Source organism: Vibrio sp. J2-3(2022), assembly GCF_021725735.1.
Taxonomy (GTDB): domain Bacteria; phylum Pseudomonadota; class Gammaproteobacteria; order Enterobacterales; family Vibrionaceae; genus Vibrio; species Vibrio diabolicus.
The window spans coordinates 53,147-72,230 of sequence record NZ_JAKKCK010000006.1; the positions used below are offsets into that span (position 1 = coordinate 53,147).

Annotated in this window: 13 protein-coding genes; 9 read left to right on the forward strand and 4 right to left on the reverse strand. The window is 45.9% G+C overall.

The window, feature by feature from the left end; genetic code table 11:
• Positions 1 to 12: 12 nt before the first annotated feature.
• Positions 13 to 1,344, reverse strand: coding sequence for an exodeoxyribonuclease VII large subunit (xseA, locus tag L3V27_RS19380; RefSeq protein ID WP_237312553.1), 1,332 nt, complete (start codon positions 1,342 to 1,344; stop codon positions 13 to 15).
• A gap of 231 nt (positions 1,345 to 1,575) precedes the next feature.
• Between xseA and guaB the strand changes: the two genes are divergently transcribed.
• The 5 genes from guaB (at position 1,576) to L3V27_RS19405 (ending at position 9,073) form a co-directional block, all read left to right on the forward strand.
• Positions 1,576 to 3,042: an IMP dehydrogenase gene (gene guaB / locus L3V27_RS19385; protein WP_005391524.1), complete on the forward strand. Its 1,467-nt coding sequence runs from the start codon at positions 1,576 to 1,578 to the stop codon at positions 3,040 to 3,042.
• Between the two features lie 99 nt (positions 3,043 to 3,141).
• Complete coding sequence (guaA, locus tag L3V27_RS19390) at positions 3,142 to 4,695, forward strand: glutamine-hydrolyzing GMP synthase (RefSeq protein ID WP_005391523.1); 1,554 nt, start codon at positions 3,142 to 3,144, stop codon at positions 4,693 to 4,695.
• A gap of 165 nt (positions 4,696 to 4,860) precedes the next feature.
• Complete coding sequence (locus tag L3V27_RS19395) at positions 4,861 to 6,384, forward strand: Na+/H+ antiporter NhaC family protein (protein WP_237312555.1); 1,524 nt, start codon at positions 4,861 to 4,863, stop codon at positions 6,382 to 6,384.
• Positions 6,385 to 6,596: 212 nt separating this feature from the next.
• On the forward strand, positions 6,597 to 8,300 hold the full coding sequence (locus L3V27_RS19400; RefSeq protein ID WP_237312556.1) for a chitinase: 1,704 nt from the start codon (positions 6,597 to 6,599) through the stop codon (positions 8,298 to 8,300).
• Between the two features lie 182 nt (positions 8,301 to 8,482).
• Complete coding sequence (locus L3V27_RS19405) at positions 8,483 to 9,073, forward strand: GPR1/FUN34/YaaH family transporter (RefSeq protein WP_005391518.1); 591 nt, start codon at positions 8,483 to 8,485, stop codon at positions 9,071 to 9,073.
• Between the two features lie 99 nt (positions 9,074 to 9,172).
• Here the strand turns inward: L3V27_RS19405 and L3V27_RS19410 are convergent, their stop codons facing one another.
• A complete protein-coding gene (locus L3V27_RS19410; RefSeq protein ID WP_012842106.1) occupies positions 9,173 to 10,720 on the reverse strand; it encodes an alanine/glycine:cation symporter family protein in 1,548 nt (515 codons plus the stop codon).
• Positions 10,721 to 11,027: 307 nt separating this feature from the next.
• A complete protein-coding gene (locus L3V27_RS19415; protein ID WP_237312557.1) occupies positions 11,028 to 12,284 on the reverse strand; it encodes a D-amino acid dehydrogenase in 1,257 nt (418 codons plus the stop codon).
• 106 nt (positions 12,285 to 12,390) lie between these two features.
• Between L3V27_RS19415 and L3V27_RS19420 the strand changes: the two genes are divergently transcribed.
• Positions 12,391 to 13,308, forward strand: a complete 918-nt coding sequence (locus L3V27_RS19420; protein ID WP_237312558.1) for a LysR substrate-binding domain-containing protein — start codon at positions 12,391 to 12,393, stop codon at positions 13,306 to 13,308.
• Between the two features lie 63 nt (positions 13,309 to 13,371).
• On the opposite strand, the gene L3V27_RS19425 is transcribed toward L3V27_RS19420, so the two are convergent.
• Positions 13,372 to 15,117 (reverse strand): amidohydrolase, encoded by a 1,746-nt coding sequence (locus tag L3V27_RS19425; RefSeq protein WP_237312559.1) that lies wholly within the window; start codon positions 15,115 to 15,117, stop codon positions 13,372 to 13,374.
• Between the two features lie 289 nt (positions 15,118 to 15,406).
• On the opposite strand from L3V27_RS19425, the gene L3V27_RS19430 reads away from it, so the two are divergent.
• From L3V27_RS19430 to L3V27_RS19440, 3 genes are all read left to right on the forward strand, one after another.
• The gene (locus L3V27_RS19430) at positions 15,407 to 16,675 is read left to right on the forward strand and encodes an O-acetylhomoserine aminocarboxypropyltransferase/cysteine synthase (protein WP_005496305.1); all 1,269 of its coding nucleotides are present in this window, start codon (positions 15,407 to 15,409) and stop codon (positions 16,673 to 16,675) included.
• A gap of 207 nt (positions 16,676 to 16,882) precedes the next feature.
• Entirely contained in the window at positions 16,883 to 18,214 is a 1,332-nt protein-coding gene (locus tag L3V27_RS19435) for an aspartate aminotransferase family protein (RefSeq protein WP_237312560.1), read from the forward strand.
• Entirely contained in the window at positions 18,205 to 19,044 is an 840-nt protein-coding gene (locus L3V27_RS19440) for a 3-keto-5-aminohexanoate cleavage protein (protein WP_237312561.1), read from the forward strand. The genes L3V27_RS19435 and L3V27_RS19440 overlap by 10 nt, the downstream gene beginning before the upstream one ends.
• Positions 19,045 to 19,084 lie beyond the last annotated feature (40 nt).

A 19,084-nucleotide genomic window follows, 5' to 3' on the forward strand; every position in this document is an offset into this window, starting at 1 on the left:
CAGAGTTTGTATTCAGTTAACGGTAGAACGAACGTCGCCTTCGGCTAATCGAGTAATCAATACATCTCCCGATTTTACATCTGAAGATTGAGTAATCACTTTACCTTGCTCAGTTTGAGTAATTGAGTAACCTCGTTTCAATGTCGCTAGCGGGCTGACGGTGTCTAACTTCTCTGCAGCAATCGCGAGTTGATGGCGCATAGTCAGTAACTTGCGATCCATTGCATCCATGAGCTTTTGCTCAACACGTTCTAGCTTCGACTTCTGCTCGGCAAGGCGTGTTACAGGAGAATTTAATTGCAGCCGATAATGTTGACGCTCGATTCGCTGTTGACGCAAGGCAATAAAACGACTCATCGCTCGCTGTAAGCGCATGTCCAACTCATCTAACTGTTGCGTCTGACGCTGCAAGCGATAGCTTGGGTGCTGTCTCTCTAGACGGTGCACTAATTGCGCAGATTGCTGCTTTTGTTGTGCTAGGTAGTAACGCATCGCGCTCGCTAACTTATGCTGGCGGGTAACTAAAGCTTGATCTTTGTGGCTGTTATCACGGCTTACTAGCTCAGCTGCTGCTGATGGAGTAGGCGCGCGTACGTCGGCGACAAAATCAGCTATTGTCACGTCGACTTCATGTCCAACGGCGCTAATAATAGGAATTTGGCTTGCTGCAATCGTGCGAGCTAATATCTCGTTGTTAAAGCACCATAAGTCTTCCAATGAACCACCACCTCGGCCCACAATTAGCACATCACATTCATCACGGCTGTTAGCGCAACCAATGGCTTGTGCGATTTGAATGGCTGCATCTTCACCTTGTACCACTGTCGGATAAATCACAACGGGTAGGGAAGGATCACGACGTTTCAATACGTCTAAGATATCGTAAAGCGCGGCACCAGTTTTCGATGTGATGACGCCAACACGTTTTGGGTGTTCAGGCAAAGGTTGCTTATTGGTTTGAGCGAACAACCCTTCTGCGGCAAGCTTCATTTTCAGCTCTTCAAACTCTTGCTGAAGACGGCCGTCACCTTCCGGTTGCATGCTTTCGATGATCAATTGGTAGTCACCGCGAGGCTCATAAAGAGAAAGACGAGCTTTTACTAGGACTTGATTACCGTTAGCGGGCTTGAAAGTAACGCGGCGATTGTTACCACGAAACATGGCACATTTAACTTGAGCGCGAGAGTCTTTAAGAGTGAGGTACCAGTGACCAGAGACAGGAGCTGAAAAGTTGGATATCTCTCCGACGAGCCAAACGATCCCCATTTCGTTTTCAAGGAGTAAACGAACTTCTGCGTTGAGACGAGAAACAGTAAAGATGTTTTGATTGGTCTTGGAGAGCACAGCTAATCTCTTAGACGTGAGTATGGAAATTAGCGGCAATATAATACATAGCAAGGGGGTAATTGCAAGAAAAAAATTAAAAAATTTGTGGTCAAGCGATTGCGTTAACCGTATAATCCCTCCGCAATATCTAATCCAAATGTAGCTTGTTGCTAACACAGGTTACCCTCATTATGCGAAACGATGAGATTGGATTGTTCTTTTTACTCCTCTAATTGTGAGATATTGCAAATGCTAAGAATTGCCAAAGAAGCGCTGACATTCGATGACGTACTACTTGTGCCAGCACACTCCACCGTTCTCCCAAACACAGCTGATCTTCGCACTCAGCTAACTAAGAACATCACCCTAAACATCCCAATGATTTCAGCGTCTATGGACACTGTTACTGAAGCTCGTCTAGCGATCGCGCTAGCGCAAGAGGGTGGCATTGGCTTTATCCACAAGAACATGTCTATTGAGCAGCAGGCAGCCGAAGTTCGTAAAGTTAAGAAGTTCGAAGCTGGTATGGTAACTGACGCGGTTACTGTAAACCCTGACGCGACCATCGCTGATGTTGTTGCGCTCACTGAAAAGCATGGTTTTGCAGGTTTCCCTGTTGTCACTGAGAGCAATGAGCTTGTTGGTATTATCACTGGTCGTGACGTTCGTTTTGTGACGGACCTTTCTAAGAAAGTATCTTCAGTAATGACGCCAAAAGAGAAGTTGGCAGCAGTTAAAGAAGGTGCAACACGAGAAGAAGTGCAAGAGAAAATGCACGAAGCTCGCGTAGAGAAAGTATTGGTTGTGAATGATGAGTTCCAACTAACCGGTATGATTACTGCGAAAGACTTCCACAAAGCAGAACGTAAACCAAACGCATGTAAAGATGAGCGTGGTCGCCTACGTGTTGGCGCAGCAGTTGGTGCTGGTGCTGGTAACGAAGAGCGAGTTGCTGCACTAGTTGAAGCTGGCGTTGACGTTCTACTTATCGACTCTTCACACGGTCATTCTGAAGGTGTTCTAAGCCGCATTCGTGAAACACGTGCAGCTTACCCAGATCTAGACATCATCGGTGGTAACGTAGCAACAGGTGCTGGTGCTAAAGCACTAATCGAAGCTGGCGTAAGCGCAGTGAAAGTTGGTATCGGCCCTGGTTCTATCTGTACAACTCGTATTGTAACGGGTGTGGGGGTTCCACAAATCACTGCAATCGCAGATGCGGCAGAAGTGGCTAATGATTATGGTATTCCAGTTATCGCTGACGGTGGTATCCGTTTCTCAGGTGACATCTGTAAAGCAATCGTAGCGGGCGCATCATGTGTGATGGTTGGTTCTATGTTTGCAGGCACTGAAGAAGCGCCGGGTGAAGTGATTCTATACAACGGCCGTTCTTACAAGTCTTACCGTGGCATGGGTTCTCTTGGTGCAATGTCTCAAGGTTCTTCTGACCGTTACTTCCAGTCTGACAACGCAGCGGACAAGCTAGTACCAGAAGGTATCGAAGGTCGTATCGCATACAAAGGCCGTCTAAAAGAGATCGTACACCAACAAATGGGTGGTCTACGTTCAAGCATGGGTCTAACTGGTTCTGCAACTATCGAAGATATGCGTACGAAAGCTGAATTTGTACGTATCTCTGGTGCAGGTATGCAAGAGTCTCATGTACACGATGTTCAAATTACTAAGGAAGCGCCGAACTACCGTCTAGGGAACTAATTACCTAACGAAAACGTTTGCTTTTTCCTTGAAGCATTAAGAAGAGGCGAGTACACTCGCCTCGGTTTTAATCACTTAGCCTTAAAAAGACTGCTCAAAATGACTAAAAATATCCATGACCAACGTATTCTGATCTTGGACTTCGGTTCTCAGTACACTCAATTAGTAGCACGCCGCGTACGTGAAATCGGCGTTTACTGTGAACTATGGAGCTGGGATGTAGAAGAAGCGGATATTCGCGAATTCAACCCAGATGGCATTATCCTATCTGGCGGTCCAGAAAGCGTAACGGAAGAGAACTCTCCACGCGCGCCTCAATATGTGTTTGATTCTGGTGTTCCTTTACTTGGCGTATGTTACGGCATGCAAACTATGGCGGAACAACTAGGTGGCAAAGTAGCAGGCTCTAACGAACGTGAGTTTGGCTACGCTCAGGTTAAAGTTTCTGGTGAATGTGCCCTATTTAAAGATCTTGAAGCAACTCAAGACGTTTGGATGAGCCACGGCGACAAAGTAGTAGAGATCCCAGCCGATTTCGTAAAAGTTGGTGAGACAGATACTTGTCCTTATGCTGCGATGGCGAACGAAGAGAAGAAATACTACGGCGTTCAGTTCCACCCAGAAGTGACACACACAAAAGGTGGCCTACAAATGCTTGAGAACTTTGTTCTTGGCGTATGTGGCTGTGAGCGTCTATGGACATCGGAATCTATCATCGAAGACGCGGTTGCTCGCATTAAAGAGCAAGTGGGTGACGACGAAGTTATCCTAGGCTTATCTGGTGGTGTGGATTCATCTGTTGTTGCGATGCTGGTGCACCGCGCAATTGGCGACAAGCTAACGTGTGTATTTGTTGATAACGGTCTACTTCGTTTAAATGAAGGTCAACAAGTGATGGATATGTTTGGCGATAAGTTCGGCCTAAACATCATCAAAGTTGATGCAGAAGATCGTTTCCTTGAAGCACTGAAAGGCAAGTCTGACCCTGAAGAGAAGCGTAAGACAATCGGCCACGTATTCGTAGATGTATTCGATGAAGAGTCGAAAAAGCTGAAAAATGCAAAATGGCTAGCGCAAGGTACCATCTACCCAGACGTAATCGAGTCTGCGGCATCTAAGACTGGTAAAGCGCACGTGATAAAATCACACCACAATGTGGGCGGTCTACCAGATGAAATGGAAATGGGTCTTGTTGAGCCACTACGTGAGCTGTTCAAAGATGAAGTACGTAAGATTGGTCTAGAGCTAGGCCTGCCTTATAACATGCTTTACCGCCACCCATTCCCAGGTCCTGGTCTAGGTGTTCGTGTTCTTGGTGAAATCAAGAAAGAATACTGTGACTTGCTACGTCGTGCTGATGCTATCTTCATTGAAGAGCTTCACGCTGCAGACCTATATGACAAAGTATCTCAAGCGTTCACGGTATTCCTACCAGTTCGCTCTGTAGGTGTAATGGGCGATGGCCGTAAATACGACTGGGTTGTATCACTGCGTGCAGTAGAAACCATCGACTTTATGACGGCACACTGGGCGCATCTACCATACGACTTCCTAGGTAAGGTATCTAACCGTATTATCAACGAAGTTGATGGCATCTCACGTGTTGTTTACGATATTTCAGGTAAGCCACCAGCGACAATCGAGTGGGAATAATTTTCCTCTAGACTGTTGAGTTTATAAGAACCAGCCTCCGGGCTGGTTTTTTTGTGCTTCAAATTTGTGAATAGGGGACTCAACTTTTTTACAGGAGATATATACATGCGGTAAAGTTAAATATATATTCATTTTAATTGTTTAAATATTATAAATGGTATTGCTATGGAACAGGCTGAAGTTACCTCTCTAATTCCCATCCTTATTACTCTTTTCCTCGCGCTGACGACGAGAAATGTCGTTGTTGGTTTATTCGCCGGTGTGGTGAGTGGTGTCGCTATGCTCGAAGGGACATTTGTCGAAAAAGGACCACTAGACTCGTTTAGTGCGTTGATGAAAAGCTATCTACTGCCGCAACTTACCGATAGCTACAACGCTGGTGTGATTTTGTTATTAGTGTTCATTGGTGGTTTCGTTGCGCTGATGGAAAAGTCTGGTGGTGGTGTTGCTTTTGCTAAAAAGGTTACTCAATGGGTGGCGAGTAAATGCCAAGCTCAACTGTCCGCATGGTTTGGTGGTGTGGTTATTTTCTTCTCTGACCTTGGTACACCGTTGATTGTTGGTCCTGTTTTTCGCCCTTTATTTGATAAGTTAAAAGTATCACGCCAAAAATTAGCTTTTATTATCGATTCTACTTCCTCTCCCGTCGCAATCTTGATTCCTTTTATCGGATGGGGCGTTTACATCATGGGGTTGATTCAAAAAGAGTTTACTGCCCTGAATGTCAGTATGAGTGACTGGGATGCTTTCATTGGCGCGATCCCGTATCAGTTTTACGCCTTTCTTGCGATCGCGATTGTGCCGATTGTCTCTTTCTTCAAATTAGATTTCGGACCGATGGCGAAGGCTGAACAACTAGCAGAGCAGGGTTCCGACTTTGGGAAAGTGCAGGAGTCCATGAATGTGTTTGCGCATAAAAATGCAAAATCTAGTTTTGTATGGGCACCTTTGCTCGTTATGCTGGTGGTTTTATGTACCATCCTCGTACCACACGGTTTTCCATTTCAAAAAGTAGCAGGCTCAACGTTCAGGGCTGCACTTTCTTCGGCATATTTCTTCGCAGCCTTTACTTTGATTGCGCTGATGGCGTTTTATGGCGTAAGAAAACTCTCTGATGGCATTCAGGTTTACCTAAAAGGGATGTCGAACATGATGTCTGTAGCCGTGATTTTGGTATTGGCTTGGGCACTTAGCTCGGTTGGGAAAGAATTAGGTGCAGCTGCATATATTGCTGAACAAGCTCAAGCCAGTTTCCCGTATTGGCTATTGCCAGCAGTCGCCTTTTTGCTTGCTGGTATTATTTCGTTCGCTACGGGATCATCTTGGGGGACATTCGCCATCATGATGCCATTGGTGATCCCAACGGCCGTCGCGATTGATGCTCCTTTGTTAGTTTGTATTGGTGCAGTGTTATCTGGTGGCCTGTTTGGCGACCACTGTTCTCCAATCTCTGAAACGACGATTTTGTCGTCGACAGGGGCAGGGTGTGAGCAGTATGAGCACTTCCGTACACAGTTGCCTTACGCATTACTCAATGGAATGATTGCATTAGGGTGTTTCCTTTTAGCTGGAATCAACGCCTCGCCAGTGATTGTGCTTGCCGCTATTGTTGCTCAGTGTGTGGTTTATTTTGTGTTGTCTAAACAAAAATCAACCGCGAAGCTAGACGTGGTTTCGGGAGAACAATAAAGATAGAAATATCATAAAGCGGAGGCTCATTGGGTCTCCGCTTTTCTTTTGAGTCAAGGTAACATTTTTCTTGTGACAAAATGTGTGCGAGGACTTATTTATTCATTTTGTCTCGCAGAATCAACGCACTTAGCTCGGCGTTTTGTATATATGATCCACTATATGTCTAGTTATTCCTTGTATATTGTATTGTTAAAATCCGGAGACTAGACATGTTTGCACTCAAACATCTTCCTCTTGCATTGAGTTGTGTCCTAGCTGCACAAGCGAATGCGAGTATGAATATCCAGCCCGATCCGCAGAATCCAAACGGTTATGTCATTGCTCGTGGTGACGTTCAAGCCGTAGAGCAAAGCAAAACCTCTGACCCTATGTATGCCATTTGGTCACAAGCATTAGAGACGCGCCCGAACTCAGTGGTGGAGGCGATTGTTCCAGGAGCGGCAACCAATCCAGAAAACGTGAAGCGTGTAGAGCGTGTGTTCCCTGAAAGTGAGTGGGACTTCCTGACTCAAATGGCGGCACCTGAATACACTTACACGCGTTTCCTACGTGCAATTGGTAAGTTCCCTGCATTCTGTGGTGAGTACACGGATGGTCGAGATTCGGATGCGATTTGTAAAAAATCGATCGTGACAGCCTTTGCTCACTTTGCGCAGGAAACTGGTGGTCATATTTCGATTGATAACGTATCGGATAACCCTCTTGGATTGGAAGAGTGGCAGCAAGCTTTGGTTCATGTGCGTGAAATGGGCTGGTCAGAAGGTCAAGAAGGTTACACGACAGGTTGTGGTCAGAATGACTGGCAAAACAAGCGTTGGCCATGTGAACCAGGACAAGGTTACTTTGGACGTGGTGCTAAACAGCTTTCTTACCATTTTAACTATGGCGCGTTCTCTGAAGTGATGTTTGATGGTGATGCATCTGTATTGCTAAAAAATCCAGGCTTGGTTGCGGATTCATGGTTGAACTTAGCATCGGCTATCTGGTTCTTCCTAACTCCACAAGCACCGAAACCTGCAATGCTGCATGTGATTGACCGTACTTGGGTGCCTTCACAGCGTGAGCTTGATGCTGGTATTGGTTACGGCTTTGGTACCACCATCAACGTGATCAATGGTGGTATTGAGTGTGGTGAGCAAAACAAGGATAAAGGTCAACCTGTTAACCGTATTCGTTATTGGGAAGGTCTTGCCGCCCATTATCAAATTCCAATTGAAGCTGATGAAACAAACACTTGTTGGCAGCAGACGCCTTACGGCAGTCTGAACCTAAATGGTGCGACAGACGTGCTTTACACCAACTGGGATGGTAACTGGAAATACTACTCAGATCGCCCTGGAGGCCATTCGTTTGAATGTGAGTTGGTTGGTTTCCAAACGGCTTACTCTGCGCTAGTTGCAGGTGATTATGAGAAATGTGTAACTAACTTCTACCAATCTCATGCGGGTTGGCCTGAAGTTCGTGTAGTTGACAAGTTAGACCCTATAGATCCGGTCGATCCACCTGTAGGTGGCGTGGCGGCTTGGGATGCAGGCAAAGTGTATAACACTGGTGATCAAGTTTCTTACCAAGGTGCTGTTTACGAAGCGAAATGGTGGTCACAAGGTAATGAGCCAACGCAAGGTGACCCTTGGAAGTTGGTTTCAGGCACTCCGACGGAGCCGCCAACAACGGAACCTGAACCACCGGTGACTGAGCCAGAACCGCCCGTCACAGAACCTGAGCCACCAGTAACCGAGCCAGAACCACCAGTGACAGGTAATTTTATTCAGTGGGAGCCGGGCGTAACGCAAGTCGCTAACGGCGATAAAGTGACGTACCAAAACAAATGTTTTGTTGCGAAAAATGGCCCTGGAGTGTGGGAAAGCCCAACGCAGAGCAACTGGTTCTGGGACGAGATTTCTTGCCAGTAATCGAGTGAAAAATAACCTAACCATATATAAAGACTCTGCTTTTTCGCAGGGTCTTTTTTTATATATGTAGTGGTTTATTTATGGAATCTAAGTTTTCAATAACAGTTTTTCTCTTTTGTTCTGGCGCCCATTAAAATTCGCGCGCATTTTTTATCAACATTTTTGAAAAAAGGTATTTGTACATGTCGACAAAACTGGCTAACCCAGCACCGCTAGGTCTAATGGGTTTCGGTATGACCACTATTCTGCTCAATATTCATAATGCAGGATTTTTCCCAATTGACTCTATGATTCTAGCGATGGGCATCTTTTACGGTGGCCTTAGCCAAGTAATCGTTGGCATCATGTGCTTTAAACGCGGCGACACGTTCGGCACAACTGCGTTTACTTCTTACGGTCTATTTTGGCTAACACTAGTAGGCTTGATCGTAATGCCTCACATGGGTCTTCCTGCAAGCCCAGCAAGCTTTATGGGTTGGTACCTAGCGCTTTGGGGCATCTTCACTGGTTTCATGTTCATTGGTTCTCTATGCTACCCAACAGCGAAGCAAGTGGTATTTGGTTCTCTAACTATCCTGTTCTTCTTGCTTGCTGCTCGTGATTTCACTGGTAGCGAAGTGATCGGTGCTATCGCTGGCTTCGAAGGTATCTTCTGTGGCGCAAGTGCAATTTACTTCGCAATGGCGCAAGTACTAAACAACGAATTTGGTCGTGAAGTTCTACCTGTAGGTAAAGCAAAAATCGCTCGTAAAGTAGAAGCTGTCGCTGCTTAATCCTTTACACATAATGCGGAAAAGGGGATTAACCAATGGTTAATCCCCTTTTTTATGCCCTTAAACGGACCACTGCTTTTTCTTGTTTATGCGTTAAGGCTATGTTGATGGTTGTTCAACAGTTTCTGTAGTACTGTTGTCTGCCGTTGGTGCCTTACCCGTTTTACGCTTGTACTTATCTTCCCAGTAATCTGCGCCTTTAATGCCTAGCGCTACAGGGTTGAATGTAAAGTCGGTCACACCACGTTTTTGTTGTTCTTCGTAATCGTTCAATGCTTTGAGAGCAGGTTTCGACATAAAGAAGATGATCAAAATACCGACGATGTTAAGCCATGCCATTAGACCTACACCTACATCACCCATCGCCCAGGCTAAGTTGGCGGTTTTCACGGTTCCGTAGAACACTGATGAAATAATGATGACTTTCAGAATAAACATCAGCCCATTTACTTTGAATGTACGACGAATGTAAGCAATGTTCGTTTCTGCAATGTAGTAGTAAGCCAGAATGGTCGTAAACGCAAAGAAGAAAAGTGCGATTGCGATGAATGGTTTACCCACGCCAGGTAGTGCACTTTCGATCGCCATTTGCGTAAATACAGGACCATTCGCACCAATATCAGCCGGTAGGTTTTGAATTAGGAACGTACCTTCAACTGCACCATTTACGTTGTACGCGCCAGTGATAAGAATCATAAACGCGGTTGCTGAACACACAAGTAGTGTATCGATGTAAATAGAGAAAGATTGAACAAGACCTTGCTGAGCTGGGTGATCAACACTCGCTGCAGCTGCAGCGTGAGGACCAGTACCTTGACCTGCTTCGTTGGAGTAAACGCCACGTTTTACACCCCAACCTATTGCCGCACCAACACCTGCCATTGGTGTGAACGCGTCACCAATGATCATGCCGAAAATGCGTGGAACCTCACCAATGTTTAGAAGGATGATGACAAATGCAGTGATGATGTAAGCCAGCGCCATAAATGGCACAACGATTTGGGTAAAGTTCGCAATACGTTTTACGCCACCGAAGATGATGAAGGCCAGAATGACACAGACAACCGTACCAGTGAAAATTTTAGCAAAACTGAAGGTACCAATAGCGGTTTCAATCATGTCACCTGAGCCAAATGCTGCTTCTACTGCGTTACCGATGCTGTTCGATTGAACGCCAGGAAGTAGAACACCACATGCAAAGATGGTTGCGATAGCGAAGATCCAAGCGTACCATTTTTGTCCCATTGCTTTTTCAATGTAGTAAGCAGGACCACCACGGAATTCACCTTCGTCTTCTTCTTTATAGATTTGCGCAAGTGTCGACTCTGCGTATGCGGTTGCTGCACCAAAGAAGGCAACGACCCACATCCAGAATACGGCGCCTGGTCCACCAAAACCGATAGCGGCAGCAACACCAGCAATGTTACCTGTACCTACACGGCCAGATAGTGAAACGGCAAGTGCCTGAAATGATGATATCCCTTTTGTTGAACTCTTCCCTGAAAGTAATAAGCGCCACATCTCAAAGAAGTGACGAATTTGTACAAAACGCGTCATGATTGAATAGAACAAACCTGCACCAAGGCACAAATAGATCAGTACCGGGCTCCAAATAATTCCATTCAGAAAATCAACTAATGACTGCATGAGTATTTTCCCTGTTAGTTGTGTTTGTGGTTGTTTTTCACACAATACATTACCCTTTATGTAATGCAATTGTTAACTTTTTTGGCTATAAATCCTTTGTAGCGTGATGGTGAACACAGAATAGAGAGTGATTGTTAAAATTTAGTTCTTGTTGCTTATTTGCTCCTTTGGGGTAGAAGATTTGTCTGGTGATTAAATATGCAGCACATTGTCATTAAAATGTGCTGCATATTTGATGAGTTGAAAATGCCAAATATTATGCATTTTGTGGAGTAAAGGCCTGTTTGTTTTTTATGCAGATATGCCCTTATGCATAACGGCAAAGGTTAAGCTCTGTGTCATCCATCACTTTCGCTTTTTCACCAACCATAATGCTCGCTAGCAAGTGGCCAGAACCACAAGCCATAGTCCAACCCAGAGTGCCGTGTCCGGTGTTAGTAAAAAGGTTATCGTATTTGGTCGCGCCGATAATCGGTGTGCCATCAGGCGTCATTGGTCTAAAGCCACTCCAAAACTCGGCTTGGCTAAAGTCGCCGCAGCGAGGGAAAAGATCACGGATGACCATTTCGATGGTATTTTTTCGTTTTTGCGGAAGGGAGGCATCAAACCCTGCTAATTCTGCGGTGCCCGCTACGCGAATTCTGTCATCAAACCGAGTCATGGCGACTTTATAGGTTTCATCCATCACAGTAGAGCGAGGAGAGAAGTGCTCATCTTCCATTGGGATGGTGAGCGAATAGCCTTTTACTGGATAGACAGGAATCTCAATGTCGAGTTGCTTGAGTAGCGCTGTAGAATAGCTGCCAGAGGCAACCACATATTGGTCCGCTTTAAACTGTCCTCGATTCGTTTGGACACCTATGATCTTTTTGCCTACTGTAACCCAATTGCTTACTTCGGTGTCGAACTCGAACCTCACGCCATGGGCCTTAGCGAGCTCTGTTAGTTGTTGGCAAAACTGATAGCAATCGCCTGTTTCGTCATCTGGCAGATGCAAGCCACCAACCAGTTTATCTTTCACAAGATCCAGTCCAGGTTCTTGTTCAATGCAGCGTTCTACGTCCATCAACTCAAACCGAGTCCCGCTTTGCTCTAGAAGCTGCATATCCTTTTCAATGGCTTGCAGCTGTTGAGGCGTTCGAAATACTTGCAAGGTGCCGAACTGGCGACCTTGATATTCAATGGCATGTTCTTGACGTAATTGTTCCAGACACATACGACTGTGGTTAGCTATCGAAAGCATGCGAGCTTTGTTGACTTTGTAGCGAGACAGGGTGCAGTTGGCCACCATCTTACTTGCCCAACTGATCATATCGGCATTGAGGGTTGGTTTGATTTTGAGTGGAGCATGCTCTTCCATTAACCACTTTATGGCTTTAACAGGAACACCAGGCGCAGCCCAAGGCGAAGAATAGCCGTACGAGATCTGCCCAGCATTGGCGAAACTTGTTTCCATTGCACTGCTTGGTTGACGGTCAATAACCGTAACTTGATAGCCTGCTTGAGATAAATACCAAGCAGAGGTTAAGCCGATGACGCCGCTGCCTAATACGATGACTTCCATTGATGTACTCCACACATTTATCTGAGTGGTTAGTTTCTTTTCTTTACCTTTTGTTAACAATCGATATAAATTACATACAGTGTTTAGAAAAACTATAGGCTCAAGGATGAGAAGTAATTTAATAAGTGGCTTGTGTCTGTTTAGCCAAGTCGCGGAACACAGCAGCTTTACTGGCGCGGCTAAGTTTTTGCACCTCACTACGGGAGCCGTGAGCCAACAAATTATTCATTTGGAAGCGTTATTAGGTTTTACTTTATTTGAACGCCATTCCCGCGGTATTCGTTTAACCGCTAAAGGCACTCAGTTACACCAAGCGACGCAGTTTCACTTTTCCGAGCTGAGCAAACTGCTTGATGAGCTCAAAGTAGAAAAGCACACCAATGAGATTCGCTTAAAATTAACGCCTTCTTTTGCTTTTAAATGGTTAGTCCCAAAGCTGGAAAGTTTTCATCACGAGAACCCGGATATCCAAGTGCAAATCTTCGCGGAAGGGGCGTTAGTGAATAGTGAGATAAAAGATTATGACGTCGCGATAGACTATGGTCTTCATCCTTACCGAAATGCTAACGCGGAGTTGATTTTGGATGAGCAACTGCTGCCCGTAATGAGTCCGAAGTACCTTGAGGATCATGGTTGGCTAAAAGTGCCTTTTGATGAACAAGAATCCTCAATGTCAGTGAATAAATGGCAGGAGGCGACGCTACTACACGATGCGATGCCATGGGAAAAAGCGACGCGTGACTATGAGTGGCTATATTGGGCGTCAGCAATGGGATTAGACTTTAAAACCGATGTTGGACACTTTTTCAATAGAACGGATATGGCGATGTCTGCGGCGGAAGCAGGAGTTGGGATTGCGATGGCACGAATGGCACTGATTGAGGATGAATTGACGACAGAGCGTTTAGTTTCTCCCTTTCAGCCGGTTCCAGCCAATGCAGGGTACTACTTGATCATGAACACACGAAGCCAGTCCACAAACAAGTTTCGTACTTGGTTATTACAGGAAGTGGCGAACAAATAGATATAGTACTTGGTGAGTCAGATAGAAAACACCGCCTCGATGACGGCGGTGTTTTATTTTGGATTACTGTCGTTGATAAACCGACTCGCCTCGGCTGATGGTTTCTTCCACGTTTAGGTCTTTTAGCGCATTAGGTTCAATCTTCATCGGGTTGTTATCGAGGATGATTAAATCCGCATTTTTGCCCACTTCGATAGAACCTTTATACGACTCCTCAAAGTGTTGGTAAGCCGGCCAAATCGTCATGGCTTGCAGTGCGGTATACGTGTCAACACGCTGATCTGGCCCCAGTACTTTATCGGTTCTGGTGGTGCGATTGACGGTCGCATCCAATACTCGGAATGAACTTGGCAGCGCCACAGGTGCGTCATGGTGTGTACTGAATTTTAACCCCGCCTTTCTCACCGCTTGAGTTGGTGAAATGAAATCGGCACGAGGATGGCCGAGTACCGAGTCCACATGCCAGTCACCCCAATAGAAAGTATGCATTGGGAATAGAGAAGGGAAGATGCCTTGCGCAGCTAAGCGATCTACTTGGTCTTGGCGCATGGTTTGGCCGTGAATGAGTACAGGTCGGCGGTCTTGCTTTCCTAGCTTTTCATTTGCTTTGGTCACTGCGTTGATAAATTGCTCGATCGCCGCGTCACCATTGGCATGCGTCAGCACTTGCCATTCATTTTTAAAGGCTGTTTCTACGTAATCGTAAGCTTGTTGATCTTCGAAAGTTGGGTAGCCAGCGTAGTCTTTATCTTGTCCATGTGGTGGGTGTAAGTAAGGCTGACTTAGCCATGCCGTTTTACCTTGTGGAGAGCCATCAAAGTTCAGCTTTACGCCACCGATGCGGAAATGGTTGGTGTACTCTGGCGTGTTGTATTCCGAGTCCATAAAATCACTGCTCGATACCATATCGGCGTAAGCAACCAAGTCGATCATCAGCTTGTCGTTTTTCGACGCGCGTTTCATCGCTTCATAACCTTCTGATGTAGCTCGTCCTTCTTGAGCCGTGGTATAGCCATATTTCGCGTACATACCTTGCGAGGCTTCTAACATGCGATCTTGAAGTTCAGAATCAATCAACTTATTGAGGTTGAACAGCATTGCAAAGTGCGCGTTTTCTTCTAGGACCCCATTTGGTTCTTGGCTGTTTTCCATTCGGCGGATAATGCCACCTTTTGGATCTTCCGATTCTGATGTGATGCCTGCTAGCTCTAACGCTTTACTGTTTGCGACACTCAAATGCCCCGAAGTATGGATGATTAATACAGGCTTATCTGTGCTGACTTTATCGAGATCCGCTTTGGTAGGGTAGTAATCCAGTTGGGCGTCGTCGTAACCAAAACCTAAAATCCATCCGGTTTTCTCAATGAATAGGCGTTGCGTATTATTGTTCTCGGCATTTTTCAGAGTTTCTATGATTTTCGCAACGGTATCGGCTTCGCCATCAGGAGATGGCAGCACGTTTGCGACCATGGCTTGCAGACCAACACCATATACATGACTGTGCGGATCAACAAAGCCAGGCAACATAGTTTTGCCTTTTAAGTCGACCAACTGTGTTTTACCGAACTTGTGTTCCATCGCTCCATCTTTGCTGCCGACATAAATGATTTTCTCGCCTAATGTCGCGACGGCTTCGGCGTACTCTGGTTTATCGCCTGCCATGGTTAGGATGTCGCCACCATAATAAATTTTGTCTGCGGCGGTTACTTTGAGTGGCTCGGCGACGGCTTCTACTTCTTTCGCTTCTTCAGAAAAACACCCCGTTAAAGCAAGCCCAGATAGGGCAATGGGGATCCAGTTTTTGTTCATCGGTCATCTCCATACAGAGTAAGTTTTTTGCCTATTGCTCCCATCTCAATGAGTTTGAGAACTCAATAGGTCAAATTCACTTTAGTTCATATTGAAGGAGGATTATCAACAAGATTAAAGACTTTCAATCAAGCGCAAGTTATACCTATCGATGAATATCAAAAATGTTACCTTTTCCCATTTCATAAACGTTTCTGGACTTGGGCAATGTGACCCATAACGAGGTTCTGTGGTTAAAAAGTCGGCATGATAAGTCCACGATTTATCTCGATGACGCTCAAGGAAGAACATGAAAGACGAAACGCTATCCATCCATTTTGGTTACGAAACTGACCCTACCACTAAATCTGTCGCGACACCGATTTATCAAACGGTCGCGTACGAGTTTGATAACGCGCAGCACGGCGCTGATCTGTTTAACTTGGAAGTGCCGGGTAATATCTACACTCGCATCATGAATCCGACTAACGATGTTCTGGAAAAACGCATGGCGGCGTTAGAAGGCGGCATTGCCGGGTTGGTCGTGAGTGCGGGGAGTGCAGCGATTAACTATGCGATTCTGACCTTAGCGCAAGCGGGCGATAACATCGTTTCTACGCCGCAACTTTATGGCGGTACTTACACCTTGTTTGCGCACATGTTGCCAAATCAGGGGATTCAGGTGAAGTTTGCCAAAGATGACAAACCAGAAAGTTTGGCTGAGTTAATTGATGAAAATACCAAAGCGGTGTACTGCGAGAGCATTGGTAACCCAGCCGGTAATATCATTGATTTAGAACGTGTAGCGGAGCTTGCTCACGCACAAGGCGTACCTGTGATTGTGGATAACACCGTCGCGACACCAGTGCTGTGCAAACCCATCGAATTCGGTGCGGATATCGTAGTTCACTCTCTCACTAAATACGTTGGTGGGCATGGCACCACATTGGGTGGCGTGATTGTAGATTCCGGTAAATTCCCTTGGGCGCAGCACAAAGGCCGTTTTCCCGTTTTCAACCAACCAGAACCTTCTTACCACGGAGTCGTGTATACCGAAGCGTTTGGTGAGGCGGCATTTATCGGGCGCGCGCGTACCGTACCATTGCGTAATACCGGTTCGGCATTATCACCGATGAATGCATTTATGCTTATGCAAGGGCTAGAAACGTTACCGCTGCGTATGGAACGCCATACTGAGAATGCTCTCAAAGTGGCTGAATTCTTGGAACAGCATGACAAAGTCAGTTGGGTGAGTTACGCCGGCTTGCCAAGTTCAGCACACTTCAACCTCGCCGAAAAATACATGAAAGGTAAGCCTTCTGCGATTTTGTCGTTTGGTTTAAAAGACGGTTATGAAGCCGGAGTGCGCTTTTATGACGCTCTGAAAATCTTTAAGCGTTTGGTGAACATTGGCGATGCAAAATCATTGGCTTGTCATCCAGCATCGACGACTCATCGTCAGTTGAGCGAAGCAGAACAAAAACAAGCTGGTGTGTCACCAGAGATGATTCGTTTATCTGTGGGTATTGAGCATATTGACGATATCCTAGCCGATTTAGAACAGGCACTAAACGCGTAAAACGATTCTTTTTTAGCTTTTGGTTACCCATAGGCCAGCCTTTAAAAAAGCTGGCCTTTATTTGTTTTATTGTTTAAATATCAAAGGCTTTATTGTTTTTGGGTTGTGGTATTCCAAAAGCTCATGGTGGGTGAAATTTATTCCCTTGTCGCGTTTGGGTTTGTTCCTGATGATGTGTGCAAATCTTACACATTGGAAGGGACTCAAATGTCTTACGTATTTCACCGTCATTGCCATGCCACGCTGCCAATCATCGATAAAGGTGAAGGTGTTTATCTATTTGATAAACAAGGAAAACAGTACCTCGATGCTTGTGGCGGCGCTGCGGTATCAAACCTTGGCCACAGTCATCAAGCCGTTAAAAAAGCCATGTTGGAACAGCTCGAGCGAGTGCCGTTTGCTCATACTGGATTTTTTACTAGTGACAGCAGTGAGCGACTAGCGGAATTGATTTGTCAGCAAATGCCTAGGCAGTTCAACCATGTGTATTTAGTCAGTGGCGGATCAGAAGCGGTGGAGTCGGCACTAAAAATGGCGCGGCAGTATTTTGTAGAATCAGGTAAGCCAGATAAAAAGCAATTCATCGCGCGTCAGCAAAGTTATCACGGCAATACGTTGGGAGCTCTGGCGGTCGGTGGTAATGAATGGCGACGTGAACCGTTCAAACCCATCTTGCATCCGAGTCATCACATTGCCCCTTGCTATGCTTATCGTTATCAGCAGAGTCATGAGTCGGAATTGGATTACTCATTGCGAGCGGCGAATGAACTAGAGGCAAAAATTCTTGAGCTGGGGGCTGAGAATGTCATGGCTTTTGTCGCCGAGCCTATTGTGGGAGCCACCGCTGGAGCTGTGCCTGCGACTCAAGGTTACTTCAAACGTATTCGCGAAATATGCGACCAATACGATGTGTTATTGATCTTGGATGAAGTCATGTGTGGCGTTGGGCGAAGTGGTAGTTTTTTTGCGTTTGAGCAAGAAGAGGTAGAGCCCGATCTGGTTTGTATGGCTAAAGGGCTTGGTGCGGGTTATCAACCTATTGGCGCGGTGGTTGCTAATGATCGAGTCTATCAAGCTATTGCTGATGGAAGCGGTTTTTTCCAACACGGTCATACCTTTATGGCGCACCCTGTGGCGTGCGCTGCCGCCGTGGCAACAATTGAAACCATCTTCCAAGAAGATTTATTAACGGCGGTGAATCAGCAAAGTGCTTTGCTGCGTAATGAGCTTGCTTCTGCATTGGCCCATTTACCGTACATTGGCGACATTCGTGGTAAAGGCTTGTTTTTTGGCATTGAGCTGGTGGCGGATAAAGAAAGCAAGTCGCCTCTGAGTAAAGCCACATTGGCAGACAAACGCATCAAACAGCGAGCAATGGAAAATGGCTTAATGTGCTATCCAATGGGCGGGACGATTGATGGCGTTAATGGGCACCATATTTTGCTCGCACCGCCATTCATTATTCAGTCTCATCATATTGATGAACTAGTCGGTAAACTCTCACTGACGTTAAAAGAGGTGGCGGAGACATGGAAGTAGCAAACCAATATTTGCGAGAACCTATCGCCATTATCGTGGCCCCAAACGGTGCTAGAAAAACTAAGCACGATCACGCCAACTTACCCATGACAAAAGACGAACTGGTTGCAGAGGCTATTGCTTGTCAAACGGCAGGGGCTGCCATGATCCATTTGCATGCGAGAGACGCCAACGGACGTCATTCATTAGACATCGACGACAACATGGCAATTTACCATGCCGTGAAAGAAGCGGTGGGAGAAACCATGATGGTTCAGCTCACCACAGAGGCGGTGGGTTTATATTCTCCGCCACAACAGCGGGCGTTAGTTAAAGCTGTGAAACCAGAAGCGGCTTCTTTCGCATTGAGGGAGTTAATCCCCGATCGCGCAAGTGAGAAAGAAGGGCATGCCTTTTTCCATTGGTTGGCAGAGAACAGCATCGTGAGCCAAATTATTCTCTACGATGCAACCGACATTGAACGTTATTTCCAACTACGCGATGCGGGCGTGCTACCTAAAACGCATCAGCATGCATTAGTGGTGTTAGGGCGTTATCACCAAACTCAACAGTCTTCGCCATGGGATTTACGAGGTTTGAATTTGGCGCGTTTTGACGAGGAAGAAATTCGATGCGCCATTTGTGCTTTTGGCGCGCGAGAGCAAGACTGTTTAGCGAGTGCGGTGTTACTTGGATTCGATGTGAGAGTGGGGTTTGAGAATAACCACTTCGATGTGGCAGGCGAGTTAGCAATCAGTAATGCGGCTCAGGTGGAAGCTCTACGCGATGTGGCGCATTGCTTCGCGATTCCTTTACACAGTGCGCAAAGTTTGCGTTCAGTTTTGAAGTAAATCTGTTCGCGGCAAGGAAAATAAAGAAGAAAGTAAAAAG